26 protein-coding genes and 4 pseudogenes are annotated in these 26,930 nt (G+C 34.5%); all 30 read right to left on the bottom strand.

Annotated elements, in window-relative coordinates; all coding sequences use genetic code 11:
• Positions 1-279 precede the first annotated feature (279 nt).
• The 30 genes and pseudogenes from G7034_RS08510 to rfbA (G7034_RS08370) all read right to left on the bottom strand — a co-directional run bounded on the left by G7034_RS08510 (position 280) and on the right by rfbA (G7034_RS08370) (position 26,631).
• Positions 280-1,590, bottom strand: a complete 1,311-nt coding sequence (locus G7034_RS08510) for an ATP-binding protein (protein WP_166400541.1) — start codon at positions 1,588-1,590, stop codon at positions 280-282.
• A 535-nt stretch (positions 1,591-2,125) separates the two neighbouring features.
• Complete coding sequence (locus tag G7034_RS08505; protein ID WP_166400540.1) at positions 2,126-3,052, bottom strand: nucleotidyl transferase AbiEii/AbiGii toxin family protein; 927 nt, start codon at positions 3,050-3,052, stop codon at positions 2,126-2,128.
• On the bottom strand, positions 3,033-3,815 hold the full coding sequence (locus G7034_RS08500; protein ID WP_166400539.1) for a type IV toxin-antitoxin system AbiEi family antitoxin: 783 nt from the start codon (positions 3,813-3,815) through the stop codon (positions 3,033-3,035). Before G7034_RS08500 ends, G7034_RS08505 begins: the two co-directional genes overlap by 20 nt.
• Positions 3,816-4,549: 734 nt before the next feature.
• Positions 4,550-5,161: an acetyltransferase gene (locus tag G7034_RS08495; RefSeq protein WP_317163764.1), complete on the bottom strand. Its 612-nt coding sequence runs from the start codon at positions 5,159-5,161 to the stop codon at positions 4,550-4,552.
• A 1-nt stretch (position 5,162) separates the two neighbouring features.
• Positions 5,163-5,765 (bottom strand): sugar transferase, encoded by a 603-nt coding sequence (locus G7034_RS08490; protein ID WP_166400538.1) that lies wholly within the window; start codon positions 5,763-5,765, stop codon positions 5,163-5,165.
• An 85-nt stretch (positions 5,766-5,850) separates the two neighbouring features.
• Positions 5,851-7,041: a glycosyltransferase family 4 protein gene (locus G7034_RS08485; RefSeq protein WP_166400537.1), complete on the bottom strand. Its 1,191-nt coding sequence runs from the start codon at positions 7,039-7,041 to the stop codon at positions 5,851-5,853.
• 4 nt (positions 7,042-7,045) lie between these two features.
• Positions 7,046-7,849 carry a sulfotransferase domain-containing protein gene (locus G7034_RS08480; protein ID WP_166400536.1) on the bottom strand — a complete coding sequence of 268 codons (804 nt, stop codon included), beginning with the start codon at positions 7,847-7,849 and terminating at the stop codon, positions 7,046-7,048.
• Entirely contained in the window at positions 7,833-8,957 is a 1,125-nt protein-coding gene (locus G7034_RS08475) for a glycosyltransferase family 4 protein (protein ID WP_166400535.1), read from the bottom strand. Before G7034_RS08475 ends, G7034_RS08480 begins: the two co-directional genes overlap by 17 nt.
• Complete coding sequence (locus G7034_RS08470) at positions 8,954-10,138, bottom strand: O-antigen ligase family protein (protein ID WP_166400534.1); 1,185 nt, start codon at positions 10,136-10,138, stop codon at positions 8,954-8,956. Before G7034_RS08470 ends, G7034_RS08475 begins: the two co-directional genes overlap by 4 nt.
• Positions 10,131-11,267: a glycosyltransferase family 4 protein gene (locus G7034_RS08465; RefSeq protein WP_166400533.1), complete on the bottom strand. Its 1,137-nt coding sequence runs from the start codon at positions 11,265-11,267 to the stop codon at positions 10,131-10,133. The genes G7034_RS08470 and G7034_RS08465 overlap by 8 nt, the downstream gene beginning before the upstream one ends.
• Positions 11,264-12,511, bottom strand: coding sequence for a PD40 domain-containing protein (locus G7034_RS08460; RefSeq protein ID WP_166400532.1), 1,248 nt, complete (start codon positions 12,509-12,511; stop codon positions 11,264-11,266). Before G7034_RS08460 ends, G7034_RS08465 begins: the two co-directional genes overlap by 4 nt.
• Positions 12,512-13,450, bottom strand: coding sequence for a glycosyltransferase family 2 protein (locus G7034_RS08455; RefSeq protein WP_166400531.1), 939 nt, complete (start codon positions 13,448-13,450; stop codon positions 12,512-12,514).
• 6 nt (positions 13,451-13,456) lie between these two features.
• The gene (locus tag G7034_RS08450) at positions 13,457-14,443 is read right to left on the bottom strand and encodes a glycosyltransferase family 2 protein (protein WP_166400530.1); all 987 of its coding nucleotides are present in this window, start codon (positions 14,441-14,443) and stop codon (positions 13,457-13,459) included.
• Positions 14,440-15,258, bottom strand: coding sequence for a sulfotransferase family 2 domain-containing protein (locus tag G7034_RS08445; RefSeq protein ID WP_166400529.1), 819 nt, complete (start codon positions 15,256-15,258; stop codon positions 14,440-14,442). Before G7034_RS08445 ends, G7034_RS08450 begins: the two co-directional genes overlap by 4 nt.
• A 10-nt stretch (positions 15,259-15,268) precedes the next feature.
• Positions 15,269-16,594, bottom strand: coding sequence for a flippase (locus G7034_RS08440; RefSeq protein ID WP_166400528.1), 1,326 nt, complete (start codon positions 16,592-16,594; stop codon positions 15,269-15,271).
• Complete coding sequence (gene rfbC / locus G7034_RS08435) at positions 16,594-17,160, bottom strand: dTDP-4-dehydrorhamnose 3,5-epimerase (RefSeq protein ID WP_166400527.1); 567 nt, start codon at positions 17,158-17,160, stop codon at positions 16,594-16,596. The genes G7034_RS08440 and rfbC overlap by 1 nt, the downstream gene beginning before the upstream one ends.
• Positions 17,160-18,038 carry a glucose-1-phosphate thymidylyltransferase RfbA gene (rfbA, locus tag G7034_RS08430; protein WP_166400526.1) on the bottom strand — a complete coding sequence of 293 codons (879 nt, stop codon included), beginning with the start codon at positions 18,036-18,038 and terminating at the stop codon, positions 17,160-17,162. Before rfbA (G7034_RS08430) ends, rfbC begins: the two co-directional genes overlap by 1 nt.
• 120 nt (positions 18,039-18,158) lie before the next feature.
• A complete protein-coding gene (locus G7034_RS08425; RefSeq protein WP_166400525.1) occupies positions 18,159-19,196 on the bottom strand; it encodes an NAD-dependent epimerase in 1,038 nt (345 codons plus the stop codon).
• Between the two features lie 93 nt (positions 19,197-19,289).
• A pseudogene (locus G7034_RS08420) lies at positions 19,290-19,847 on the bottom strand (UDP binding domain-containing protein); the annotation flags it as partial.
• Between the two features lie 175 nt (positions 19,848-20,022).
• A pseudogene (locus G7034_RS08415) lies at positions 20,023-20,385 on the bottom strand (NAD-dependent epimerase/dehydratase family protein); the annotation flags it as partial.
• A 62-nt stretch (positions 20,386-20,447) separates the two neighbouring features.
• The gene (locus G7034_RS08410) at positions 20,448-21,641 is read right to left on the bottom strand and encodes an ATP-binding protein (protein WP_187349886.1); all 1,194 of its coding nucleotides are present in this window, start codon (positions 21,639-21,641) and stop codon (positions 20,448-20,450) included.
• A 70-nt stretch (positions 21,642-21,711) separates the two neighbouring features.
• Positions 21,712-22,065, bottom strand: a pseudogene (locus G7034_RS08405) (hypothetical protein); the annotation flags it as partial.
• Positions 22,066-22,078: 13 nt separating this feature from the next.
• On the bottom strand, positions 22,079-22,450 hold the full coding sequence (locus G7034_RS08400) for a winged helix-turn-helix domain-containing protein (protein ID WP_166400523.1): 372 nt from the start codon (positions 22,448-22,450) through the stop codon (positions 22,079-22,081).
• Positions 22,450-22,773 carry a winged helix-turn-helix domain-containing protein gene (locus G7034_RS12155; RefSeq protein WP_449421263.1) on the bottom strand — a complete coding sequence of 108 codons (324 nt, stop codon included), beginning with the start codon at positions 22,771-22,773 and terminating at the stop codon, positions 22,450-22,452. The genes G7034_RS08400 and G7034_RS12155 overlap by 1 nt, the downstream gene beginning before the upstream one ends.
• A pseudogene (locus G7034_RS12100) lies at positions 22,768-22,980 on the bottom strand (ATP-binding protein); the annotation flags it as partial. The pseudogene G7034_RS12100 and the gene G7034_RS12155, both read right to left, overlap by 6 nt.
• Complete coding sequence (locus G7034_RS12095; protein ID WP_166400628.1) at positions 22,977-23,231, bottom strand: GIY-YIG nuclease family protein; 255 nt, start codon at positions 23,229-23,231, stop codon at positions 22,977-22,979. The pseudogene G7034_RS12100 and the gene G7034_RS12095, both read right to left, overlap by 4 nt.
• A gap of 10 nt (positions 23,232-23,241) precedes the next feature.
• Positions 23,242-24,051 carry an AlbA family DNA-binding domain-containing protein gene (locus tag G7034_RS08385; RefSeq protein WP_166400521.1) on the bottom strand — a complete coding sequence of 270 codons (810 nt, stop codon included), beginning with the start codon at positions 24,049-24,051 and terminating at the stop codon, positions 23,242-23,244.
• A 49-nt stretch (positions 24,052-24,100) separates the two neighbouring features.
• The gene (locus G7034_RS08380) at positions 24,101-24,739 is read right to left on the bottom strand and encodes an NAD-dependent epimerase/dehydratase family protein (protein ID WP_166400520.1); all 639 of its coding nucleotides are present in this window, start codon (positions 24,737-24,739) and stop codon (positions 24,101-24,103) included.
• 327 nt (positions 24,740-25,066) lie between these two features.
• On the bottom strand, positions 25,067-25,354 hold the full coding sequence (locus tag G7034_RS08375; protein WP_166400519.1) for a GIY-YIG nuclease family protein: 288 nt from the start codon (positions 25,352-25,354) through the stop codon (positions 25,067-25,069).
• 410 nt (positions 25,355-25,764) lie between these two features.
• On the bottom strand, positions 25,765-26,631 hold the full coding sequence (gene rfbA / locus G7034_RS08370; RefSeq protein WP_166400518.1) for a glucose-1-phosphate thymidylyltransferase RfbA: 867 nt from the start codon (positions 26,629-26,631) through the stop codon (positions 25,765-25,767).
• Positions 26,632-26,930 lie beyond the last annotated feature (299 nt).

Genomic DNA, 26,930 nt, shown 5'->3' with positions numbered 1-26,930 from the left:
TACTTATACATCTAAAAAAGTAATTTCTAGTGAGGTGGTCAAGCGGTGAGGTGGTGAGATGTTGAGGCGGAAGCCCCCTAGCCCCCGAAGGGGGAATGGAATGGTGGGAATGAAGACATTGACGAAGACAAAAACGAAGATGATGAAAACTGGTGAAACACCCATCTCTCCCGAAGCTTCGGGATTCCCTCGAGGGAAGAGGGGCCGGGAGTGGCTTTTCCCCTCTACTTCGACTGCGCTCAGTACAGGCTTGGGAGGGGCTGGGGGAGGCGTTAGTAATTACATATCTTCTAAAGATAGAGCTTTAAAACTAAACGTATATCCATTAAATTGTTGCTGTAACTTCAAGGATTTGGTTTTTAATTTTGAGAGACTAATGTTTCCTTTTTGTCTTTTAACTTCAGCAAACACCACTTTTTTCTCTATATCATTCACAGCTACTATATCAATTTCATTTTGATTGGCTTTTTCCCAGTAGCGACCCACCTGGTTATACTTCTTTTCTTGGCTCAACTTTTCAGTAAAATATTTTTCCAAAATTAATCCACTATAGGTTTTATAATCACGTTCTAAGACTTCTTTTATATAAGAAAGGTTTCCCATTTCTACTGCTGACTTATTTTTAAAAATAAAACGAAACCAAAAGGATAAAAAATTATCTTCTATGGCGTATTTCAACTTACGTGTATTGGGTTTGGCTAAAATGGGTCTTATCCTTTTTACCAAATAATATTCACTTTCCAATCGTTTTAAAAACCCTCCAGTTTGCATTTCCATAATCGATTCAATTTCGACACGACTTGTTTTACCTGATGCTATAAGTGAAAGTATAGAAAAATAATTACCATATTCTTTTCCTAATTCTTCAATCAACACATTTTTCCCCTCGTCTAAGAAGATTGAGTTTTCAGCTAAGACCACATCAATGATGGCCTCTTTTGTAAATGCTTTAGCCTGTATGATGAGCTCTACATATTTGGCGACTCCTCCTGTAAATAGATAAAAAGCTAATAGATCTTCTGCTGTATAGGTAGGATATTGCTCTCCGAGAATTTGTTTTAAACAATGAATATTGAAAGGTTTTAAATGAATACGCTGCGTAGCACGACCAAATAAAGGCTCTTTGGAATTTTCAAAAATCCTGGTCATCATCGAATAGATGGAACCACAAACCAACAGATTGATTTTACTTTTTTCTTTGGTAGAATCCCATATATGTTGCATATCTGAATAGATACTCGGATTGATGTTTTGCAATTCCTGAAACTCATCAATAATTAATGTAAAGCTATGCCTCCTGGAATAATCCATGAGAATTTGAAAGACTTGTTTAAACGATTTAATTTCTCCATATATGGGAAGATCCAATTTTAATTGAATTTCTGAAATCAATTCATTACAAAGCACAGCTTCGTTTTTCCTGGCGATGAATAAATACACATAGTTTTCTGCTTTGAACACTTCCAACATTAAACTGGTCTTTCCAATGCGACGTCTGCCTACCATAAACGTCATTTGTGCTGAAGATGTAGCGTTCTCTGCTACTTCCCTTAATAGGGAGATTTCTTTTTCTCTATTATAAAATTTCATGTATCGTAATATTCATTACTGTAATCCAGATTACGATAACAAATATACTGTACTTTAAGGTTTAATGCAAATCTTTGCCCCCTAGCCTTGGGGAGACATTAGATGTTAGACATTAGATGTTAGAAAAATGAACATAGAACGCCCCCTGACGAAGTGAAGCAGTGAGGTGGTCAAGCCCCCTAGCCCCCAAAGGGGGAATACCAATGACAAAGAGAAGTGGAAGCCCCCTAGCCCCTAAAGGGGGAATGGAATGGTGGGAGTGAAATGGTGAGGTGGTGAGGCAGTGAAGCAGTGAAGTGGTGAGACGGTGAGTTTGTGAGGGTTTCGAGTTTTCTTATTGCTTGTTTCTTATCACGGGTTGTTTTATTACGGGTTGCGGGTTTTCTTATTGCGAGTTCATTATTGCGGGTTGCGGGTTTTCTTATTAAGGGTTCATTATTATGGGTTGCGGGTTAACTCGGAATAAAGCGAAGCGCAAACTCGCAATGGAGCGCAGCGACTAACTCGGAATTATTACAGATTGTTTTTGCGTTATTTAGTTTAAGTCTTTATTATTTTCAAATTTGGAAAACTCCATTTTAAGTTTTTTATAAAGTCTTTTGTGCTTGGCTGGGTTTTTCTTCTTTAGCAGATTGATATTTTGTAATTTCCACTGTACAGCTGGGAATTGACTAAAATCATACCTGCTCCAATCAGGTTCTCCTTCTTCTATGCTAGCTAAAAATGTCTTATCTTCTTTTGTTAAAGCTAAGTTTACAGTACGTACTAGGACTTCTCTAGTCTTTTCATATTCTGAATAATCAAACTTAGCCTGTGACATTCCTTCAAATTGGTTACTAAATGCTAGACTTTGATCTTTAAACACAGGAAACAAGACTTCAACAATAGGTCTATTTGAGCTAATTAAATAGAACAGAAAGCCTTTCTTTATTTCAGGTGAAAACCCTTCTTTCTCTAGCATGTATTTAATATCGAACAAATCACGAGGATGCTGACGGTCTAAGGCTGCACATATTTTACCCCCAAATAAATGCCCTTGTTCAACAATTGCTATCTGTGTGTAAACCTCAAAATCATCCTGCGCTTTTTCGCATAATGCAAACTGCTGAGGAGGAGCATAGCAACCTCTTTTAATTAGATTGACTTCAATTTTGATTGTTGCATCTTTACTGCTTACCAAAAGTTTAGCTTCGTTCTCCAGATGTTGAACCTTGAACAAGGTGAAAGCTTCTTCAATATTTTTCTTAATCTGCAACAAGGCTTTGCTTATTCCTTGTAATGCATCGTTTCTATTTTCCAATGGTAAGTAGGTCAGGTCTATATCTACCGACAATCGAGGCATATTTCTACTAAATAAGTTGATGGCCGTTCCACCATGTAAGGCAAAACAATCTTCTTTTGCAACTTCTGGTAGAACAGCTAACAATAGACCTACTTGCGCTTTATAATTCTGGGGACTCATCTTTTTGCATTTCTTGCGGAACGGTGATTCTATATTTTGGTATATAAACTCCATTTTTTACTAGACTTCTGTTCCCTTTTCCTAAATCAATTTGTTCTAAATTTAAGTATTTAAACCAGGTATGTCCACAAGTTTCTGCTAAATAAAGGAATAAACGTTTCACTTTCACGGAGGTGCATCGTTCCAGCATTCGCTGTATCTGTTTTGGATGTAGGTTATTAAGCCCTTGCATAATTTGAAGGCATTCCATCAAATCTTGTGATTGCGGAGCTATAAACAGACATTCCATTAATCCACGAGCAGGTGATGATATGCTCAGTTCAAAATTGTCCTTACGAATAGTTGTCATTCCTTCATCTGCAGGAAGAAACGAAGTGGTATAATAATTTACCTTCACTCCCCAATCATACTTTTGAAACCATCGGGGTAAATTTTCCTTTGAATGTCCAAATATGTAAACTTGTTGCTGGGCAAAATCTAAAAAATGAGCTTTTCCATGAAGCGATAAGGCTGTTTTAGCTCCAGGATGTATGTTCAAACCTAATTGCTGCTGAAGACTGAAAATGGCACCAAGATAATTAACTTGGTCATTTTCCCTTATCATTGCTCCAGTTCCTATGGATGTTAACCAATTACTATTACGGTACTTCCTGAGTAATTCTGGACTGTAGCCTTGCTCTGTGAGCCAACTACTAATTAACACAACTCCGGATGGCTGTAATTTTAACAACCTGTTTATTTTGGATGGTTTAACGGTACTCATAGTTCATTTTTTCAGGCTAAAATAAACAAATTTCTTTATTTGGTTTATTTAAATTGATTTAAATGCACTATGAGTTCATTTAAAAGCTTTCAAACAAACTGGTTGGTTATTACGGGTTTGGTTATTGCGGGTTCATTATTACGGGTTGCGGGTTTGGTTATTGCGGGTTGTTTATTACGGGTTCTTGGTTAACTCGCAATGGAGCGCAGCGACTAACTCGGAATTATTACGATTTGCGGGTTGTTGGTAAATCGCTACGCTTTTTCGTATAATCGGCGGGACGCTTGAAGGAACAGTAACGAAAACCTTGACGAAGACAAAGACGAAAACATAAGATCATCTAACAAACTCTCCGCCTGAGGCGGAAGGTACCGGGAGTGGCCTTCTCCCCTCTACTTCGACTGCGCTCAGTACAGGCTTGGAAGAGGGGTCGGGGGAGGACTTTTACCCCCTTTGGGGGCCAGAGGCTTACATAAACGAATCGTAATACCACCTCTCACTATCAAATCTATAATCGTCGTTTTGGGAGTCCTGGAGGGATTGGTCTGAAAAGAGCTGGAGGGTGGAGTTGTCTTGTAGTGGTTTGATGGCAGACACATAGCCGGCAGGGATAAACAGGATGTCGTGATCTTCTGCTTTGAGGATGTATTCTTCTATCTTTAAAAAAAGAGATTTCTCAGTCTTAGAAAAGCTCTTCCAGCTTAGGCTGGCAGAGAGAATAAAAAGCATTCAATTTAAGAATGAAACTTAATAGGTTTGGCGGGTATTCCTACGGCTGTACAATGGGATGGAATATTTCTGACTACAACAGCGCCCGCACCAATATTTGACCATTCTCCAATTTCTATAAATTGTATGATATTTGCACCTATTCCAACATGGCTACCCTCCCTTACCTTCACCCCTCCCGCCAAAGCGGCATTTGGCGAAATGTGAACATAGTCTTTTATGATGCAGTCATGTTCTATAACTGCTGATGTATTGATAATACAATTTTCTCCAATTCTAGTACCTGAATTAATCACCACATTGGGCATAACGACTGTTCCTTTTCCTAGGACTGCTTCTGAAGAAATTATTGCTGATGGATGGATCAAAGCTTCAGAAAGGTTGATATTGGTTCTCAGAGCGATTTCTTTTCTGATGACATTATCTCCAATGCTTACTAGTAATGGATAACTCTTAAGTAAACTTGAATCATAAGAGGTCGTTACTTTATAGTCTAAAAGCTTATGAATAGACTTATCATCGTCAAAAACATACGCTAATCCAAAGCCATTACTTGTAATGATATCTATAACGACTTTAGCGTGACCACTGGCTCCGAATAAATTTAGTTTTTTCACCTTAATTCCCTTTAAATTTTTCTGCTGTAGCCTGTCCTGCCTGATTTATACCTTCTGAAACAAAGACTTTTTTGACCGTTAAAAATAGGATTTTTAAATCTAATAAAAAGCTTTGATTCTTTACATACTCTACATCAAGTCTGAATTTGTCTTCCCATGAAATGGCGTTTCGCCCATACACCTGTGCCCAGCCGGTGATACCAGGCTTGACCTGATGACGTTTTTTCTGTTCTGGATTATATAAGGGCAGATACTCAGGTAATAAAGGGCGTGGTCCGACCAAGCTCATATCCCCTTTAAGCACATTAATTAGCTGCGGAATTTCATCCAAGGAGGTCTTTCGGACAAATTTTCCTACTGCGGTTAAGCGCTCTGCATCCGACAGCAAATTGCCCTTTGTATCTTTTTTATCGTTCATGGTCTTAAATTTGATGATACTAAAAATTCGTTCATTATTACCTGGGCGTTTTTGAAAAAAGAAAGGTTTGCCTTGATTGGCAATGAATAAGAGTAGAGTAACACTAATAAAAATTGGACTCAGTAGGAGTAAACCGATTAGAGCTGCTAGAAAGTCAAGGAAAGGTTTTATGATGGGCTTGTACATTTGGTTAAGTGACTGGTTATTAGTGATTGGTGATTAGTTACTGTTTACTCAATACTTATAACTAGTGAGATATTCATCAACGCTTTTAAATATTTAAGCTATTAACAACTTCTACAAATTTTTTGGATAAAATTGATTTATCATATTTTTCTTCCGCTAGTTTTCGTGAGTTTGAACTCATTTGGATCATCACTTCAGGATTTTTTTGTGAAAATTTAATTTTTTCAGCCAGTTCTTCTGGATTATTCGGATTGACGTAATAACCACAGTTGTATTTCTCAGCTATATCTTTTGTCCAACCTGCAGAGTTTACGATAATTGGTTTCCCTGCAGATAAAGAGTCAAATAATTTATTTGGAGAGTTAGTATAGAGTATGGGAAGATCTTTGAAAGAAATAATTGACACATCGCAGAGATTCACAATTTCTGAAAGTTCATCCATTGGAAATCTTCCTAAAAACCTGACATTATCTAGCTGGTTTTTTTTACAAATGTTAATTAATTCCTCTTCGGTAGCACCTCCACCTACGAACAAAAATTCCACTGAGTTATCATTTTTCAAGATTAAAGCTGATTCTAAAATAGTATAAGCACCATTAGCTAAACCCAAGGCACCAAAATGTATCACTTTAAAACTCGAAGTTTTTAACCCAAGATTTTTTTCTAATTGAACGTTTTTCTTTCGTGGCCAAAATTCATCTTTTTTAGCCATATTGGGTATCATAGATGTTTTTTCTTTTGGAATGTACCTTAATACGCCCTCCTGCATCCCTGGGGACAGAGCAATTACATGCAGAGCATTTTTATAAATCGTTTTTTCAAATAATCTGGCTAGTTTTTTTAATAATGAATTTTTTATTGCCCCCATTTGAATAGGCACTTCCGGCCATAAATCTCTCACTTCAAACAAAAAAGGCGTTTTTTTAAACCATTTTAAAAATAAAGCTGGAATACCTATTGTTAAAGGAGTGGATGTAGCAATAACTAGATCCATATCCTTGTACTTATTTGCTTCATAAGTACTTTTCCAAACGAATTTTAAAAATGTCTTTAAACGTATAAAAACAGACATCTTTTGATCGTAGCCTTCATTGAGATAAATTACTTTAATGCCATCTATATTTTTTTCTTCACGATTCTTGTTCTGCAATGCTTTGGCAGTAATCATTGTTACCTCATGCCCGTTTTTTATGAGCTCTTTTGCTATCCAATACGACCGAGTTCCTCCCGGTTCTGAAGGTGTTTTAAAGTACTGATGAAGGTAGAGAATTTTCATCAGTTTATATTTTATAAAAATTGCGGCGTAAGACAAAGAAAATAAAATAATAAAGTTTAAAAAAGAAACCCATTTCTCCTTTTGCAATTTTATTTAAATCATCCTTCTGTTTATCCTGGAAAAATTTCCTAGACTCTCCTACTTCACCTTTTCTAAAAAGCTTAGATGCTTTTTCTGAATTTTTAGAATACTGTGATATCTCACCTTTTTTTACTTTGTCCTTTAAATTATCAATTGATGTCTTTTCCTTTATTAAATTAATATCAGCATCTGAAATTTGCAAACCTAATTCATTTGCTATATTATTAACTTGGACATTAAAATTTGATTTCAAATCTTCAAATTTAATTTGTAGTGTGCCTGGTAGATAATTAACTCTATTTTTATTGAATTTTATTATTTCATAAGCTTTATAGCGTCCAATTAATTTATAATATTTATTAAACGACATTTTCTTTTCTGTTTGAGTGACTACATGATGATAATGTGAAACCAAAGCATCACCAAGATTCCTTGATGTAAATAAAACTTTCACATTCCTACCATTTACTCTATCTTTTAAAAATTTATAAGAATTTTTCTCTAGAAGATGCACTTTTGATAAATAAACTTCATTCCCTTTTTGGTAGTGATTTATTGCATTTACAATATTAGAATCATTAAAAAGAAAACTTTTGTTTTTTTCACTTATCCATGTTTCGTTTGTTTTTTCGTTAAAAGGGATTTTTTTTAATTTTAGTAATTCTTCAACGATTAAATAAAGCCAAGTACTTCCAGATTTGAAAGCACCATTACATATTATTATCATAAATTCTTTTATATTTTTTAATTACTTCATCCCAATTTGCTAATTTTGATGCTTCAATACACTTTTTAGAAACATCTATATTGAAATTATAATACAGTTCTAATATAGAAGTTTTTAATTCTTTTAAACTTGAGGTATCTATAATTACTTCTTTTACACTATCACAAGTGATTAATCCGTCAATTGAATCGCCGCTCTTATAAATGATTGGCAAGCCTTGAGACAAAGCTTCAAAATATACAAGACCAAATGTCTCATTTTTGCTAATCATACAAAAAATATCATTAGCCCGATATATATCTATCAGTCTCATTTTATCTTCAATCTTTCCCATATAATCAACAATATTTTTATTAGCGATTATTAGTTCATTTACTCTAGCATGACAATTTCCACCACCACCTACTATTGTCAATTTAATTTTATTATTCTTACTTATAGCCTTAATTGACTGTATTAATATGTCTACATTCTTTCTTTTTAAAAATTTCCCAACATATAATACTCGACACACCCCATCATTGCTTTTAGAACTTAATGGAGGTTTATTTTTAAAGTAAATCTCATCAATACCATTTGGTACAACAATACATTTATCTTTGATCGATTTCCATCTTTTTTTGCTTATATTATTTTTGAATTTGTTTTTTTGAGCAGGTGTTGTAAATAATATTTTTGATGCTGATGACAACACATTATTTTTAATTAACTTTAAGTCAATTCTATATTTGTCAAAATAATCAATATCAGTACTTCGTATAGTTACTAAGTATGGTATGTTAAATTTTTTAAAAATTTTATACCCTACATAACCATCCGTATATAGTGTATGACAATGCATAATACTAATATCATTCAAATATTCATCATTCAATATATCATTGAAAATCATGTTGCTTTTATTCCGAAATAAAAACTTATGTATTTTCTTTACATTATATTTTAAAACAATCTTGTCAGCTTCGACCTTACTGACATCAAAAAGATTTTTTTTTCCTTCTTTTGTATTACAATAAATTATCTGTTTATAACCACTTTCCCCTAATTTATTGAATAAATTTTTATATACTTCTGTTCTGTTAAATGAATTAGCTATATGTAATATCATGATCTATATTTATAAATTGAAATAATCATTCCAGATGATAATGACAACAATAATGTCGTATATAAACCGCCTGAAAACATTGCCTTAATAAAAGACTGCAAAAATATTACAAAAACTATCATATATATTGGATCTTTTTTCATTAAAAATTTAATTCGCTTAAATATAAAACCAAAAAAGCTCATATAAATAAGACAGCCAATTATTCCAGTAGCCAATGCACTTTCAATCAATATATTGTGTGGATACATATTAAATAAATTATTTACCAAGCTATTGCCTATTATTGGATCTTTTAATAATTGATCAATACTTGAAAACCACATTTGAAGTCTAACGTCTTCACCATAATTTAAAACCTCATTTGTTTTAAAAATTCTGTCAAGAAGCCCTGAACCTAAAAATTCAGATCCAATAAAGAATACAACAACACACACTGCAATAATGGTTAAGACCTTACCTTTTGAGACATTTAACCTACCAGTAATTAAAATAAATAATAGTGGAAATGCTAAAGCTAAGACTGAGCCTCTGGATGCTCCTAAATAGAAAGGTACTATATTAATTAAAATAACTAATATTGAATACCATTTGACTTTTTTTGAACAATTTTTTATCAAAAAGACAGTCGTTGAGACACCAATTGCCAATGCGGAATTATATGATAATATCAATGGAGACACTTCTCCAGAATCTAAATTTGCAGATAATCTTTTTACATTTCCAATAGCATCACCGTAAAACAAGAGACTAGATATACCTAAAATAATTCCTCCTATTGTTATGGCCCAATATAATCTGTTAATATCAGATCTTCTATATTTTATCAATGAGCCAATTATAATAGGGATAAATACATATGCAGTGTAATATAAAAAAAATGATTCAATAGTAATATTATATGTTTCTTCAGTCAAAAAGCTAAAAAGAATTCTTGCATAATATAAAAATGAAAATATAAAAAATAGTGTTAATAATTTATCTATCTTTAGTTTTTTTTGTGATATAACTGTCAATATAATTCCAAAAATTACAACTAATCTTAATGGCACCGTTATTATTCTACTCTGATTTTCGAACCCAGAATTTACCATTATCACAAGAATAGCATAGAATCCAGTAAAACCAAGAAAGAATATTATAAATTTATAAAATTTATTTAAACTTTCTCTTCTAACCATTTGATCGGAAAATATTAATATGACTTATACCTACTTTTACAGAACTGTATTTTTTTATCGTACTCATTATATTAAATTTCATATTAGTATAATCTGCATCAATATTATCCATTACTATTTGTATAATATCATTTTTATTATTGACGTAGTATCCATTTTTACCATCATCCACTAAATCAACCGACCCTGATATTGGCGTAACTAAAGCCGGTAAACCACAGGCCATAGCTTCTAATAATGCATTCGACATTCCTTCACGTTTTGAGGGCAAACAGAATAAATCAGAGGCCTGATAATATTTTTCTGGTTCGTTTGAATTTTCTATATGAATAATATTTTTTCTCAGTCTCTCTGATGATATTAAGTTTTTAATTTTTTTCAACTCAATCTGATCTCTGTCCGGTCCGACTATAACTAATTGAATATCAAGTCTTTTTTCCTTTACTAAATCTTTTACAGCTTCAGCTAACATATATGGCTGCTTCCTTTCTGAAATACCCCCGACGAATATGACCGTGAATACGTCTCTCAGGTTGAGTTCACTTCTCAAATCTTGTTTTCTTTGAGCACCTACTGGTCTGAATCTCTGCGTATCAACACCATTTGGAATTCGAAATATACTCTGTTCATCTATTCCATAGTCAATTAAACTTTTCTCTATCTCTTCGCTTATTGCTATAAATCCGGTTATTTGAGTTATGTTATTTCTGCGATACCTTGCCAAGCCTAGCAGTTTACTTAGTAAAGATTGTTCATTCAGTCCTTCCCCTAAACTTGTAATCTTGCAGAATGCCGGAATACCTTTTTTTTCAAACCATATAGCTGGTCTGAAACTAACTTCATATAACCCTAAAACATGAACAGCATCAAATTTTGCTGCATTTTTTGCAATCCATTTTTTCACCTTCCAGAGAAACTCCAATTCAAAAAATCTATTAGTTTTCTTTAAATCAGAAATAAAAAATTGATCTTCAAAAACATCGGGATATTTTTTCTGTTCTTTATATCCGTGAGCTAAGTAAACTTTAACACCATCGGGAAGGCCAGATTTATATAATCGATAAGCACTAATTCCGGGTCCCCAATAATGTTCCCCAGAACCATGAGGTGCCCATAGTAAAATATTCATATAGTTTCCTTTAACTTAACTTCATAAACATTACATGACCCATTTTTGTCAGAGGTAAAGATAATACTATTCCCGTTTTTAGTTACACGAGGATGAGGATGGGCATCTTGAAAACTCAAACTGGATCCATGGTGACATATTAAACTTTTGTTGAAATCATTGTGGACTTCTCTGTATCCATAAATATTTCCATCTCTGCTATCTGTAACAAAATTTTCACCCTTAGTTCCTGCTACAGCATGACTAATAGGATGGTTTACTTTTATTGAAAATAACTGTTTGCCGTTTCTATCTCTGGCTGCCACAAAATGATCAAACATTACATCCAATTTTTGCCTTGAGAAGAATTTTCTAACAAATTTATTAAAGGCAATCATACCATAGTAGCCTGCTTTTTTAAAAAAGGTTTGATCATATTTTCCATGGTAAACTATTCCCTCACCACTTCTAAACCAATTCTCATGATTAACATACTCCCCTTCTTCTTGTTCGAATAATCGCCGATAACTACCATCAGTATTTACTAACCAAATTCTACCCCAATAGGGGTACTCTCTTCTTGCCGTACTTGGCAAACTTCCTTCGCTGTTACATAGAATTTTTTCTGGGTCATTTGGATCAAATTGTACGTGAGTAACCCAAAACGGCAACTCTACTTCAGCAGAGCATGTTTCACTTTCAATATCAACCACAATAATTTTGGTTTTATACCCTTCATTTAACATTATGATTGGTACATTCTTAAGCTGATCGTGCTGTGTTTTGTCTTCTTCAGTAAAAGCGTTTGGATCTGTACAAGGTACACAGATTTTTTTTCCATCAGACGAAACATGAGTATAGCCGGTTAACCACCCTTTGGGTAAGCAAGCAACTTCTTTTGGCGCTTCATTCGAAGCTAAGTCTTTTTTCCAAAGACAATCATCTTCAATCCAATATAGAATCTTATTCTTTGAATCGAGAAACGGTGATGCTTTGCTTAAACCTACTTCACCACCTTGTGGATAGGTATAAGATTTGAGCAATCCTTTTGAGTCGGTTATTTGAGATATTTCACTGGTACCTCGATCTATACAAAACAGATCAGGTTTACCTTTTCTCTCGGATATAATCACTAAATACTGATCATCATCAGTCACGGATGGAGATGTAAAATACAGATGCTGATCATGCTTATCAGAATCAGTCCATTGGATTATCTCATTCCCTGACTTTTGATCTATAATTGTTGAATCGTCTTTTTTCATTTAATCCAAATTAGATCTTTTCATTAATATTAATTTTCGAAGTATAAAAGCAGGAATGATATCTAACGCTAAATGCAGAGCCTTACTTTTGATATCAATAAAAAATGCTTCTTTGGTCAAACTAAAAGCTTTAGATTTATTACTAACGAGAAATCGTATAAAGTCTTTTAAAATGAGCGTATTGATATATTGTTTTAAAAGCATTTGATCTGGTCCAGAAACCCTTACTTCATTCACTGCTGATTTAAAAAAATCTATATTAAAATACGATGTGTGAGTTACTTTATTGACTGCATCATGGTAGGTATTAGCACCAATATGCGGACTCCAAGCTCCGTCGCTTTCTGAAAATACTTTTATCCAGGTATAGAGATCCCCTCCTTTATTAGTTTTCCCAGCAGGAAAACAACCGGCTTTTTCAATAATATCTTTTTTAACAGCTACGACGGAGGTATTTCCAAATCTATGATTCTTCAAGTAAATATTTAAAAAATCAGAAAACGTCAGACGGTGAGCACCTTTTTTTTCATTAATCTGAAAATAAGGTTGTGTAACTTTTAATTTCTTCGAAATAGCTATAAATCCTGCTCCAATAATACCCACATCGGAAAACCTATTTATAGTATTTGATAAATTTTCAAGATGATTAGGATACCATTCATCATCTGCATCAAGAAAAGCTATCCATTTATATTGTACTTTTTCAATACCAAGATTTCTGGCAGCATATCCTCCTGGACCTGGCTCGGTTCTCTGGAAAACCTGAATCCTTGGATCATTATACTTTTTAATTTCCTCAAAGCTACCATCGGTAGAATTATCATCCACTATAATTACTTCAAACTCATTGTGAGTTTGGTTCAAGACTGAATCAAGACACCTTTTTATATGCGGTTTCTTGTTATAAACAGGAATTACAATTGAAAAATTTACTAACATATTTACCTATCTTAAAAGGATATCTCTGAGGTAACTCATTATCCCACTATTTTTATCATAAAAACCATCTTTATATAAACTATAACCACTTGTCAATCTTTGCAAGATTGGTTTAGACCTAAGCGATTCTCTCACAGTCAAATTATTCGTCTTTTCATTCAACACATCAATAAAATTTTCAACAATACCGGATGCCAAAAAATCAATCTTTTGATTATCAATGCTTGTCAATCTTTTCTTTAGAAGTGTATTTTGCTGATTTAGTAATTCTTTCGACTTAAATTTACTTGTACCCTTTCGCCTGTGATAAATTTTGTTCAATTTATCGACCAATATATGTACCTTCTTAAGTTGTTTTTTTTTATTTACCACATATGATGTTTCATTTGAATTGTGCCTTCTATAATATTGAAAAGGCTCATCGATAATTAATTTATTATTTAATCCTTCAGCTAACTTTACTATCCACCCATCGTGTGAAGAATATCCTTTAGGTATTGGCAGGCACACTTTAAAAAATTGTCTTTTAATTAATACAGAACATCCCAAAACATACAAACTTTCAGGGAGGTTACCAGATTTTATTTGCCCCAATTGTGTTACGCCAGTGTCCTTTAATTCAGTGTCCGTAATTACTGCATCATTAAGCAATACCATTTTATCTGTATTTGATGCATGATTACACATTACTTCAATCTTATTATCAAACCAAACATCATCTTGATCACTTAAAAATACAAGATCACCAGTAGTAAGTTCTAAAGCGCGATTAAAATTACCAGCATAACCAAGGTTATTTTTGTTCTTATTTATAATAACCTCAAAAGGTGCTTCCTTGGCAAAACGCTCTAAAATTTCGAGAGTACCATCTGTAGAGCAATCATCGGAAACAACCAATTCATCAGGTAGTCTTGACTGTGCCACGAAACTATCTAACTGTTCCTGTAAAAATCTTTCTCCATTATATGTGGCCATAGCAATAGAAATTTTCATATATTAGATATTTTCTTGTTGTTCCCAATACTGACTTTATTATACAAAGCAATATCATCTTTATAATATTCTTCTATAAAGTCAATAACATAGTTTGCCTGAAACAAAGATTGATACCGGGCATCCCGTGGTACAAGAAAAGTATCAAGTAATTTCTTTTTTAGATTATTCGGTAATAAAGGTTTATAAATTTTTTTTAATCCCGGCCGTATATCTTCCATTAAGAATTGAATGAACTCATTACGGTAAACTTTGCTTTGAGCTATTTTTTCAATGCTTTGATTTTGGATTTCGATATCTGTGTGATTTTCAAGGTGTGCAATTAATAAATCAACCTCACTAGTTGTAAATATTTTATTAGTCAAGATGATTTTATTTTCAATAACAAAATCAACTTGCTTCTGGAAATGAATATATTCTTTAGGGAGAAAAAATTGGTCGTCTGGTGTCTTATATAAATAATTAATTATTTTGTTTAAGTTATTTTTAATCTCAGCATTCTTCATTTTATGTATTGCAGACTCACCATAAAACCTTAAATATTGTGAAACAGATGATGGAAATCTTTCATATGGATTTCTTATCAAAGTTACGGATTCATATTTTTCAATTTTTCTAAACTCAATTGGGAAATATTTTTTTAATACAAATAAGGGTATATGTCCATAATCAATTTGCCCCAGTTCCTTATGTAATTTTACGTTTGAAAAGACTCCTCCTTTATCATCCAAAAATTCTATTTGTTTACGCACAGTACTTCCAGCACATTTTGGAATATGAATAAAAACAAACCGATATTTATCACTGATAATCATAAATATTATTTTAAAAAGCTGAAGGTCTTAAATTTAAGCGTTGCTTAAATTTAAATGCCATAATTAAATTCCAGGTAATCACTCCTATTGCCGCCGCAAAAGCAGCACCATCTGCACCGTAGTTTGGAATTAGTAAAATCGCCAATAATACATTAATAGCGAGAGAACATATTTGTCCAAACAGTGTGTCTTTTTCAAATCCACTCATTGTTAAAAACATGCCTACTGAACCAAATATAACACTTATTAGTTGTGCGCTAGCCAAAATAGCTAAAGATGTAACGCTCAAATCAACGTATTCTTCTCCAAAAACTAAATTTATAATAGGCGCACCAAAAAAAATCATAGGTAGTGCCAAAGGTAGTGCAAAAACCAAAGCCGCTCTTGCGGATTGCCTGGAAAGCTTTTGAAGCTTACTTTTATCGTTCTCTTTAAAATATTTTGTTATAAACGGTGAAATAACCATATTAACTATAGCAAGAGAGAATGATACAAGCTGGGAACCTTTGTCTGCTACTCTCAATGCTCCTACTTGTTCATCAGTACCTAACCAACCAAGCAGAATAATACCAATTTGATTATTAAACATATTTACTGCCATCAGCAGAGTAAATGGAACCCAGGCAATTAACCATTTCTTACTTTCATATTTAGATGTCACTTTAACTAATTCTGAAGGTGTTTTCTTGTAAAGCAGATAGGTGCCTACTATAAAAGCCACAATAGCACCTAAAATTTGACTAAATATTGCAGTAGCAGGATTTAACATTCCAATAAAGATTAATATTGTAACATTAATTAAATGTACGCCTGGAACAACGATTAAATCTGGAATTTGAGCACTAACAACACTTCCCAGCCCTCGCAGGGTTCCTGAACGAATTTGCTTAAATCCAATAAGCGGAAGAGTAAATATAGCAATTACAAGTAGTGTCCAATTATCGTTAAACTTCCATTCAGCATAATAAACGGACAAGCCAAGCATTATAAGGATACATACAGATGAGATAAATGCAACCCACTGATGGGACCGTTTTAAAAGCCCTTTAAATAAACTCCATTTTTTATCGTATTCATATAAGGCAACTTCTCTTGTAACCAGTTGTTTAATACCGGCTCCAACAGGAAGAGATAACACTGTTATTATTGCCATTACATAAGAGTATTTACCATATCCTTCAGGTCCTAAAAATCGAGCAATCAATACAGAAGCAACTAGGGCAATAGGTATAGAAAGAATCTTTAATCCTCCAACGCCCATCGCTCCTCTCACTAATTGTCCTTTAATGTTATTACCTTTACTAATCTTAAGTAACTTATTGAATATTAGCTTCATCAGTATTTCATAGGCTTAATTACAATCTTTTCAATGTCTTCTAATCTTTTACCCTTTTGGTCTTTCTTGGATAGTATTGGAATATTTTTGTTTATAAACGGCCATTTTATCTTGACTTTATTATCATTCCATAATAAACATCTTTCATTTTCAGGTGAATAAAAATCCGTACATTTATATTGAAATTCAGCGTATTCACTCATAACATAGAATCCGTGTGCAAATCCGGGTGGTATCCACATCATTAATTTATTTTCATCAGAAATGTATTCCCCAAACCACTCTCCAAAAGTACTAGATCCTTTTCTTAAATCTACTGCTACATCAAAAACCTCACCTTTGGTAACTCTTACAAGTTTTCCCTGAGGGTTATTTATTTGATAATGTAACCCTCTTAAAACTCCTTTCGTAGATTTACTATGATTATCTTGGACAAACTGTTCGGTAATTCCCAAATTAGTGAAGAGTTCTTTTTGCCATGTTTCCATGAAAAAACCTCTTTCATCTTTATAAACTGTTGGTTCTAAAACCAAAAGACTTTGTATCGGTTCTTTTAATATTTTCATTATAATTTTTTTAGCAGACTTTGTAAATATTTACCATATCCAGTCTTGATAAGTGGTTTGGATAATTTCTTCAATTGAGAATCACTAATATATTTCATCCTCCAAGACACTTCCTCTAGACTGGCAATTTTTAAACCTGTACGCTTCTCAACGGCTTTTACAAATTCAGTGGCTTCCGTCAATGCTTCATGAGTCCCAGTATCCAGCCAGGCAAAACCACGACTTAAAATTTGCATTTTCAACTCCCCTTTATTGAGATAATCCTGATTAACTGAGGTAATTTCTAATTCACCACGATGAGACGGCTTTACTTTTTTAGCGACTTCAATCACAGAATTTGGATAAAAATACAACCCAACCACAGCATAATTCGATTTCGGTTGTACTGGTTTTTCTTCTATACTGATTACATTTTTATCTTGATCAAATTCTGCCACACCATAACGTTCTGGATCATTCACATAATTTCCAAAGACTACGGCCTTGTTTTCTTGTTTTACGGTTTCAACTGCGTTCGAAAGCAGTTTTTGCAGGCCGGCACCATAAAATATATTATCGCCTAATACTAAACATACATCATCCTCACCTATAAACTCTTCCCCTAAAATAAAAGCCTGTGCCAGCCCGTCTGGAGAAGGTTGTTCTTTATAGGATAATTCAATCCCAAAACGAGATCCGTCACCAAGTAATCTTTCGAAATTTGGTAAATCCTGAGGGGTTGAGATGATGAGTATTTCTCTTATTCCTGCTAGCATTAATACCGATAAGGGATAGTAAATCATCGGCTTGTCATAAATCGGCAACAATTGCTTAGATACGGCCAAGGTTAATGGATGTAGCCGTGTTCCCGAACCTCCGGCGAGTATGATTCCTTTCATATCCTTAATAAATTAATTTAAACGGTAATGGCTTAATTAAGTAGGGGTAAAGAATAGCAGGTGTTTTGCTGCTATACGCTTTACCATGTTTATAAAGACTACAATCTGCTAATTTACAACTTAATTATAATAATCTTTATACCACTCTACAAACTTATCTACCCCTTTTTGAATAGGAGTATGAGGCTTATAGTTAAAATCTTTTTCTAAATCTTTGGTATCTGCCCAGGTTTGCTCCACATCTCCGGGTTGCATGGGCAGCATTTGCTTTTGGGCAGTTTTCCCTGTGCTTTTTTCTATAGCTTCAATAAAGTCTAAAAGTTTTACAGGATTGCTATTGCCTATGTTATATAAACTATACGGCTTTTGTTCTGGTTGTTCTTCAAGTATTGTTTTTTGTACACCCTCTACGATATCATCTATATACGTGAAATCTCGTGAGAGATAACCTTCGTTAAATACCTTTATGGGTTTATCATTAAGGATTGCACCTGTGAATAAGAACATAGCCATGTCGGGCCTGCCCCAGGGGCCATACACCGTAAAAAAACGTAAGCCAATACACTGCATATCATATAAGTGGCTGTACGTATAAGCCATCAACTCATTTGACTTTTTGGTTGCAGCATATAGACTGATGGGATGGTCCACACGATCTGTAGTTTCAAATGGAATTTTTTCGTTCATGCCGTAAACGCTGGAACTGGAGGCATACACTAATTTTTTTACGCTGTGGTGTCTCATACATTCCATTAAATTGACAAACCCTACGACATTAGCATCGATATATGCATTTGGGTTTTCAATACTATATCTTACGCCTGCCTGTGCCGCTAAATTGCAGACGACATCAAAATTAAATTTTTCAAATAACTTAGGAAGTTCATTTCGGTTTTCCAAATCCAATTTAATAAATAGAAATTGTTCGCCATAGGCCTTGCTGGAAACTAACTCTCCTTCTGCAACTTCATTAATTCCAAGTTGTTTAAGACGGTCAAGTTTAAGTTGTACTAAATAATATCCATTTATGTTATCCAAGCCTATGACTTGATGCCCTTGATCTAACAACTTCTTAGATAAGTGGTAACCGATGAATCCTGCTGCGCCGGTTACTAGGATGGTTTTGCTTTCTGATGTATTAGATTGATTTGTATGCATAAATTTTTTTGCCTTTGAGCTTAACGTAAACTTGTCAAGGTCTTAGTTTTTGTCTTTGTTTAATTTTTTTTACAACGTTAACTATATTTCAAGTTATACATGCCCTATCTTATAGGTTTTAAAACCTATATTTTCAAGTTGAGCTCTATCCAAAAGTCTTCTTCCATCAAAAACAAAAGCCGGTTTTTTCATCTGGTCATAAATGCGTTGCCAGTCGTAGTCTTTAAACTCATCCCATTCGGTTAAAATGGCAATAGCATGTGCATCTTTGCAAGCCTCATAAGGATCTGAAACCACCTGCAGATGCTCCTGGTTTAATTCTTCTTTGCGGCTATCGAGGTAGTTAAGATCCTCATAGATTTTTTGAGTCTTCACTTTGGGGTCAAATACGCAAACCTTAGCCTGTTCATCAATTAATTGATCTGCTACATAGATAGCGGCAGACTCCCGGGTATCGTTAGTGTCTTTCTTAAACGCCCAGCCTAAAAAGGCTATTTTCTTACCAGAAACTGTATTAAATAGCGTGCTTACAATTTTACTAGCAAAACGGTTTTTCTGGTGGTCATTCATAATGATCACCTGTTCCCAGTAATCCGCCACTTTAGTCAGCCCTAAAGACTTGGCGATGTAGACTAAATTAAGTATGTCTTTTTAGTAATTAGCTCCGTCTGCTAAATAAAATAGCCAAAGTTACTGTCTCATACAGGGAACCTCTTGATATACAAAGATACTGAATAAAACTCCCTGTGCATTTTGCCAAAATTCTGTCAATTCGAGTAAATTTCACGATTGGAATGAGTGAAATTTGTATCGAGAATAAGAATTTTCAATATGAATTTGTTCTCGATACGATTTTTTTATCAAAAAACCACTGGTAAGTGTCTCGGATGCCTTCTTTCAGGTCAATTTTTGCCTCCCAGCCCTGGGCATTCATTTTGGAGACGTCCATGAGTTTTCGCGGCGTGCCATCGGGTTTGCTGCTGTCCCATTGGATATCGCTTTCGTGGCCAACGATCTCCTGAATGGTTTCTGCAAGTTCTTTAATAGTGAGGTCTGTACCTGTTCCAACATTATATAAGTTTTCGTCTAGTTGATGCTCTAGAGCAAAAGACACCGCTTCCGCCAGGTCGTCTACGTGTAGGAATTCGCGCATGGGAGCACCGGAACCCCATAGGTTAACTGTTGAATTCCCCCCTGCCCCCCCAAGGGGGGTTTCGCTGTTGGCTTCCCGATTCGCTCCGCTGCTCAGGACTAATTCGCTAGCCAGTTTAATGCATTTGTTTTTTGTATTCCTCCAAAATTTTGTTCGGGAAGGACTGTGTCCATCGTTAATAATAGCTTTGGGTAATTATCTTTTATAAGCTCTAACGGCCGCAGTTCACGCTTTAAGGTTTCCTCCTGTTCAGTGGAGTAGGCAACCTGTATATAAAGTCGTTCTTCCCCTGATCCGATAGCCAAGAAATCTACTTCCAAGTTATCCACCACACCTACGAACACTTGATATCCTCTTCTCAACAATTCCAAATAGATAATATTTTCTAGGATATGTCCATAATCTTCCGTTCTATCTCCAGCGATTAATCGGCGGAGACCAATATCTACCGCATAATATTTCGAATTACTCGAAAAAACTTTTCTACCTTTCACATTATAACGATCAGCACGATAGACCAACATGCTGTCTTCAATACCGCTTACATAATTTGCTACTGTTTTGTTGGTAATCTTACTTCCCGAACTGTTTAAGGTATTTGTTATTTTGTTAATGCTGTGCAGGTTACCGATTTCAGCATACATATAACGGATTAATTGCTCCAAAACACTTACATCCGCTACACCTAAACGTTTTACAATATCTTTTAATACAACTGTCGAATAAATCCCCTCTAAATACTGACGTTTTTTTAGTTCATCTAGTGTTATGGCGTAAGGAAAACTAGACTTAAGGTAATTATTATAGGCTTCAAGTTGGTTTTCATTCTTGTTCACCGTAAGGTATTCCTTAAATGATAAGGGCAACATTTTTAGTTCTACGTATCTACCCGTTAATAAAGTAGCTAGCTCACCACTTAAAAAATAAGCATTAGAACCAGTGAGATAGATGTCTAGATTTTTATTCAGTTGTAAGCTATTTACTACCCGCTCAAAGGCAGTAACATTTTGAATTTCATCTAAAAAAACATAATAGTTGTTTTTCTCTTGTATGCGTTCCTTTATATAGTTATTTAAGGCTGTTGGGGTGAGAAGGTTGTCGAAATTAATATCTTCAAAGTTGATGCTAATGATTTGATCTTCCTTTACTCCTTCATTTCGTAGCTGTTGTTTAAACATTTCAAATAAGGTAGACTTCCCGCAGCGTCGAACTCCCGACACTACTTTAATTACATCTTCATCCTTCCATGATGTAAGAAATTGCAAATATTGTGGTCTATTTATTTGTTTCATATTCCAAATATAGATCGAATATAGCTATTTATTGGAGTATATTCCAATTTTTTGAGATCTAAAGTTAGAATTAATTGATTTTGACTTCTTTGAAATCTGTTTCGTTGACCAAAAACCATTTATACGTTTCTTTTATTCCTTCCTTCAAATCAATCTTCGCCTCCCAACCCTGTGCTTTTATTTTTGATACATCCATCAGCTTCCGAGGTGTTCCGTCTGGTTTGGAGCTATCCCAGATGATTTCTCCTTTGTGGCCAACGATTTCTTGTATGGTTTCTGCGAGTTCTTTGATGGTAATACACTTACCTGAGTCAAGCTGTTTTACTAATTCCATATCTCTGTAAATACGCATTATTTCTTTACTTCTAGGAATGGTGTAGCCTTCAAAGAATTCTTTTTCTCCTAATCCATCGGGAATTCCTCCATAAACAATCGATTTATAATTCAAGTTGTTCTAAAACTATCCAATACCCCTCTTTTCTTCCTCCTCTTCTTTGAATAATGTCGTTGTCTTTTAATTTTTTTATGTTATACTCTACTCCACGAACACTTAATTTCAACTTTTCAGCTATCTTTTTATTGGTAATTTGTGGATCAACAATAAGTAATTGTAATATATCTAATTGAGTCTTTCCCACAGTCTTTCCCACAGTCTTTCCCACAGTCTTCCCTACTTGTTTCTCCATTTGAAAACTCATACGAATAAAATTTTCTGAAAAGTAGTAACATACCTCCCCGTAGGTTTGTAAAATTCTTGGCACACCGGAACCTAGTTGTTCTACTAATTCCATATCTCTGTAAATACGCATTATTTCTTTAATAGCTTCCAATAGCCGCCTTTGGCTGGTCCGATTCGTTCGATAATTTCTAGTTCTTTAAGTTTTGCAATATTTTCTTGTGTCTTTCGTTGTGAAATTCCTATTTCTTTTGAAATTTGTAGCGCCGAGATACTTGAGTCTTGATTCATTAATTCTACTATTTTCATTTGATTTTCTGATATTTTTTCTACGACCTTTTCTACGACCTTTTCTACGACTTTTTCTACGACCTTTTCAGCAGGGAAACTCATCCTAACAAAGTTTTCTGAAAAGTAGAAACATTCCTCTCCATAAGTTTTTAGAATTCTTGGCACACCGGAACCTAGTTGTTCTACTAATTCCATATCTCTGTAAATACGCATTATTTCTTTACTTCTAGGAATAGATACTCCTAAGAAAAACTCTTCTTTAGAAAGGCCTTGTGGTAAACCTCCATAAGATGTAATTTCAAAACGATCAGAGAAAAATTCAAACTTTGGAGCTAATTCATACGAATAGTCATTGTGTACCATAGCATTTACCCCGTTAGATAATTTTTCAACCTACTCTTTATATAACGTTTTCCCCACGATGTTTTGAGATATTTCTCCCTGTGGGTTGCATCTTGTTGATTTAAACAACCCTCATAATAAACTAATTCTAAAGGTCTTCTGTTTTTTGTTGAATTTACTAATCCTTTTTCGTGTTGAATTAGTCTATTTTCCAAATTACTGGAATATCCAACATAGAAATTATTATCTACTTCACTTCTTAAGACATACACATAATACATCACCAATTTTTTAATAAATACAATATCTAACGGGGTCAATAACTGCTTCTCTCAGGGCAACAGTATCCCATTGCTTTTTTTCCAAGCGTTCTTTTGAAGTAATCTTCGTAAAAGTTTTATTTTCAACATCTATTTTGTCAAGTACTAGTTTAGTGGCCTTTATCAATGAGCAGTAACCAAACTCTTCATTTTGTACCAAATCAACTCGTGATGTATCAGCGTATTTCGCTACTTTTACAGAAACGTTATTGTTATCAGCCAACAAATACGCTACATAATTGTATTTTTTATCTGGATTTAAAAGCTCTAAAGATTTAGCAAATTGTTTTTTTAGAGGTTTTCCTATTGTGTCGTAATAAATCCGAAGTTGTTCAAATTTCAACTCCTGATTTGGTGATTCTATTTTACCGATAGAAGTTTTTATTCTTTTTGAAAATAGGTCTTCTATCATTCTCCCGGTCATCGGCTCTGAAGCGCTTCCATTTCTCATGAATGCTCCTTTTGATGACATTCCGTATTTCTTAATGTAGTATGGTCGTTCTTGTCCGCTCGCTACGATTAACTTTATTACCGGTTTTTCTTCTCTATATTCTTCAACAATATCAAAAAGCCCCATGCATGATGGAGAAATATTGTTTCTTATACGGTCTTTAATTTGTAGCTGTAGTTTATCAGAATTTTCAATACCTACAACAGAACCATCATCGTCTATTCCAATATAAATGATTCCTCCTCCGATATAGTTTAAAAATGCAACGACTTCTTTTTCGAACATGTCGGTTACTTGTTTTTTATATTCTATTCGGTTGTTTTCGGTCATTTGCTTTTGGGTTCTAAGTTATACCTTTCTTCAAACTCATGCTAAAGGTTTAGAGGTTAGAGCTTTTAATCTTGACTTCCTTAAACTCCCTTTCTTTGACCAAAAACCATTTATACGTTTCTTTTATTCCTTCCTTCAAGTCAATCTTCGCCTCCCAACCCTGGGCATTCATTTTTGATACATCCATCAGCTTCCGAGGTGTTCCGTCTGGTTTGGAGCTATCCCAGATGATTTCTCCTTTGTGGCCAACGATTTCTTGTATGGTTTCTGCGAGTTCTTTGATGGTTAAGTCTTTCCCTGTACCAATGTTGTACAAGTTTTCTTCTAATTTATGTTCTAAAGCAAAAGAAACCGCCTCTGCCAGGTCGTCTACGTGTAGGAATTCGCGCATGGGTGTGCCACTTCCCCAAAGGTTAACTGTTGAATTCCCCCCTGCCCCCCCAAGGGGGGTTTCGCTCTTGGAACTTGATACTTTCGCTTCGTGGAACTTGCGAATCATCGCTACTGACGTTGCAGAGGATTCAAATTGTTCCACTAAACGATAATGCTTTCGATTGGATTGAAGATTTTCTGTCAATGAAATGGTATAATCTGCAAAGTCTACAGCAGGCTGCCAACTGAATAAAACTCCTTGTGCATTTTGACAAAATTCTGTCAATTCGAGCCTTTGGAAATTTTGGTAGTTCATTTAATATAAAGTGACGTTTAATATAAGTTTTAGCATCGAGCGTGCCAGTAGTGAGCGATAGTCGAAGTATCGAGATGTAGTTGGTTCTCGACTCCGCTCGAACTTGAAACAAATATTACATTATTTTGGCTAACATTTGTTGGCCCTTCGATACAATTTTGCTATCGCAAAATCACTCAGGGAGCCTTTTAAAATTACTTAGGGATCTATTATTTAGTTTTAAGTATTAATTTTTTTCTTTAATGTATTTTAAAAGGTGGCTGAGTGTTTTTAGTTCGCCCCCTGAGTGAATCGCTGTTAAGCGATTTGTATCGAAGGGCCGGGTGGTTAGCTAACAAATACTTTCTTAGCTAAATCTGGTAATAATTTCATATTCCCATTGATTAAGGCCTCTTTTTTCTTTCTACTCCACTTTTGAAGTTGTTTTTCCCTATAAAAAGCATCATCTATTCTGGTGTATTCTTCGTAATAAATCAATTCTACGGGCAAATACTTTTTAGTATGCTTGGCTCCTTCCCCTGATTGATGCTCTTCAATTCTTCTATTCAAATCTTTTGTACTCCCCACATAATAACTACCATTTGAACATTTGAGAATGTAGGTATAGGCTTTCATTTTTGTGAGTCGGCCCTTCGATACAATTTTAAAAAGACCCTTCGATACAATTTTGCTATCGCAAAATCACTCAGGGAGCCTTTTAAAATTACTCAGGGATCTATTATTAGTTTTCAGTATTAATTTTTTTCTTTAATGTATTTTAAAAGGTGGCTGAGTGTTTTTAGTTCGCCCTTCGATACATTCCGATTACCATCGGAACACTCAGGGAACGAAATAAAAATGTATCGAAGCCCACTTTTTATAACAAGGAACAAAGGCCCCTGAGTGATCTCGTGTTAACGAGATTGTACCGAAGGGCACTTTTAAAATCAGGAACAAAGGTCCCTGAGTGAATCGCTGTTAAGCGATTTGTATCGAAGGGCACTTTTTAAACTCCCAAACTTCCCAAAATACCTAGACTTTTATCCCTAAAGTAGTCCCTTTAAGTATTTATAGTATTCGCCTTTTTTTCCTTGTATATCTGAGGCTATTTTTGTTTGCTTAATCCAGCCAAAACGCAATCCAATTTCTTCTAAGCAAGCAATTTTTAAACCGGTACGTTTTTCAACGGCTTTTACAAATTCTGTGGCTTCCGAGAGCGCTTCATGAGTGCCGGTGTCTAGCCAGGCAAAACCACGACTTAAAATTTCCATTTTTAAATTTTCTTGCTGCAGGTAAGCTTGGTTCACTGAGGTAATTTCAAGCTCTCCACGCTTGGATGGTTTCACTTTTTTAGCCATATCCACAACGCTGTTGGGATAAAAATAAAGTCCAACCACCGCAAAATTACTTTTGGGTTGCTGCGGTTTTTCTTCTATGCTGATCACATTTTTTTCCTTGTTAAATTCGGCTACGCCATAGCGTTCAGGATCAATCACATAATTTCCAAAGACTACGGCTTTGCTTTTTTGCGTTACAGTTTCAACTGCGTTTGAGAGTAGTTTTTGCAAGCCAGCCCCATAAAATATATTGTCACCAAGTACCAAACATACGTCCTCATCTCCTATAAAATCTTCGCCTAAAATAAAAGCCTGTGCCAAGCCATCGGGACTGGGTTGTTCTTTGTAAGATAAATCAATTCCAAATTGCGAGCCGTCACCCAGCAAGCGCTTAAAGTTTGGCAAGTCGTGTGGCGTAGAAATGATAAGAATTTCCCGAATGCCTGCCAGCATTAATACCGACAAAGGATAATAAATCATGGGTTTGTCGTAAATGGGTAGCAGTTGCTTAGATACCGCTAAAGTTAGCGGATGTAAGCGTGTTCCTGATCCTCCTGCAAGTATGATTCCTTTCATGGTTATTATTTATCGGCCCTTCGATACAATTTTAAAAAGGCCCTTCGATACAATTTTGCTATCACAAAATCACTCAGGGATCGTTTTTAAAATCACTCAGGGACCTATGTTTTGGTTTTCAATAGAGAAAAATTCTTCGGTACAATTTTGCTATCGCAAAATCACTCAGGAACCTATGTTTCCCTTCGATACGTTCCGATTATAATCGGAACACTCAGGGATCTATTATTTAGTTTTCAGTATTAAATTTTCTATTTAACGTATTTTAAAAGGTGGCTGAGAGTTTTTATTTCGCCCTT

The sequence above is a fragment of the Psychroflexus maritimus genome (genome assembly GCF_011089875.1).
Lineage (GTDB): Bacteria > Bacteroidota > Bacteroidia > Flavobacteriales > Flavobacteriaceae > Psychroflexus > Psychroflexus maritimus.
Note: the sequence above shows the minus strand (reverse complement) of the source record. Positions and strands in the feature narration are given on the sequence as shown.

What these genes read in the sequence shown, in the direction of transcription:
- G7034_RS08510 (WP_166400541.1), bottom strand. Translation starts at nt 1,590, where the DNA reads ATGAAATTTTATAATAGAGAAAAAGAAATCTCCCTATTAAGGGAAGTA.
- G7034_RS08505 (WP_166400540.1), bottom strand. Translation starts at nt 3,052, where the DNA reads ATGAGTCCCCAGAATTATAAAGCGCAAGTAGGTCTATTGTTAGCTGTT.
- G7034_RS08500 (WP_166400539.1), bottom strand. Translation starts at nt 3,815, where the DNA reads ATGAGTACCGTTAAACCATCCAAAATAAACAGGTTGTTAAAATTACAG.
- G7034_RS08490 (WP_166400538.1), bottom strand. Translation starts at nt 5,765, where the DNA reads ATGTACAAGCCCATCATAAAACCTTTCCTTGACTTTCTAGCAGCTCTA.
- G7034_RS08485 (WP_166400537.1), bottom strand. Translation starts at nt 7,041, where the DNA reads ATGAAAATTCTCTACCTTCATCAGTACTTTAAAACACCTTCAGAACCG.
- G7034_RS08480 (WP_166400536.1), bottom strand. Translation starts at nt 7,849, where the DNA reads ATGATAATAATATGTAATGGTGCTTTCAAATCTGGAAGTACTTGGCTT.
- G7034_RS08475 (WP_166400535.1), bottom strand. Translation starts at nt 8,957, where the DNA reads ATGATATTACATATAGCTAATTCATTTAACAGAACAGAAGTATATAAA.
- G7034_RS08470 (WP_166400534.1), bottom strand. Translation starts at nt 10,138, where the DNA reads ATGGTTAGAAGAGAAAGTTTAAATAAATTTTATAAATTTATAATATTC.
- G7034_RS08465 (WP_166400533.1), bottom strand. Translation starts at nt 11,267, where the DNA reads ATGAATATTTTACTATGGGCACCTCATGGTTCTGGGGAACATTATTGG.
- G7034_RS08460 (WP_166400532.1), bottom strand. Translation starts at nt 12,511, where the DNA reads ATGAAAAAAGACGATTCAACAATTATAGATCAAAAGTCAGGGAATGAG.
- G7034_RS08455 (WP_166400531.1), bottom strand. Translation starts at nt 13,450, where the DNA reads ATGTTAGTAAATTTTTCAATTGTAATTCCTGTTTATAACAAGAAACCG.
- G7034_RS08450 (WP_166400530.1), bottom strand. Translation starts at nt 14,443, where the DNA reads ATGAAAATTTCTATTGCTATGGCCACATATAATGGAGAAAGATTTTTA.
- G7034_RS08445 (WP_166400529.1), bottom strand. Translation starts at nt 15,258, where the DNA reads ATGATTATCAGTGATAAATATCGGTTTGTTTTTATTCATATTCCAAAA.
- G7034_RS08440 (WP_166400528.1), bottom strand. Translation starts at nt 16,594, where the DNA reads ATGAAGCTAATATTCAATAAGTTACTTAAGATTAGTAAAGGTAATAAC.
- rfbC (WP_166400527.1), bottom strand. Translation starts at nt 17,160, where the DNA reads ATGAAAATATTAAAAGAACCGATACAAAGTCTTTTGGTTTTAGAACCA.
- rfbA (WP_166400526.1), bottom strand. Translation starts at nt 18,038, where the DNA reads ATGAAAGGAATCATACTCGCCGGAGGTTCGGGAACACGGCTACATCCA.
- G7034_RS08425 (WP_166400525.1), bottom strand. Translation starts at nt 19,196, where the DNA reads ATGCATACAAATCAATCTAATACATCAGAAAGCAAAACCATCCTAGTA.
- G7034_RS08410 (WP_187349886.1), bottom strand. Translation starts at nt 21,641, where the DNA reads ATGAAACAAATAAATAGACCACAATATTTGCAATTTCTTACATCATGG.
- G7034_RS08400 (WP_166400523.1), bottom strand. Translation starts at nt 22,450, where the DNA reads ATGCGTATTTACAGAGATATGGAATTAGTAGAACAACTAGGTTCCGGT.
- G7034_RS12095 (WP_166400628.1), bottom strand. Translation starts at nt 23,231, where the DNA reads ATGTATTATGTGTATGTCTTAAGAAGTGAAGTAGATAATAATTTCTAT.
- G7034_RS08385 (WP_166400521.1), bottom strand. Translation starts at nt 24,051, where the DNA reads ATGACCGAAAACAACCGAATAGAATATAAAAAACAAGTAACCGACATG.
- G7034_RS08380 (WP_166400520.1), bottom strand. Translation starts at nt 24,739, where the DNA reads ATGAACTACCAAAATTTCCAAAGGCTCGAATTGACAGAATTTTGTCAA.
- G7034_RS08375 (WP_166400519.1), bottom strand. Translation starts at nt 25,354, where the DNA reads ATGAAAGCCTATACCTACATTCTCAAATGTTCAAATGGTAGTTATTAT.
- rfbA (WP_166400518.1), bottom strand. Translation starts at nt 26,631, where the DNA reads ATGAAAGGAATCATACTTGCAGGAGGATCAGGAACACGCTTACATCCG.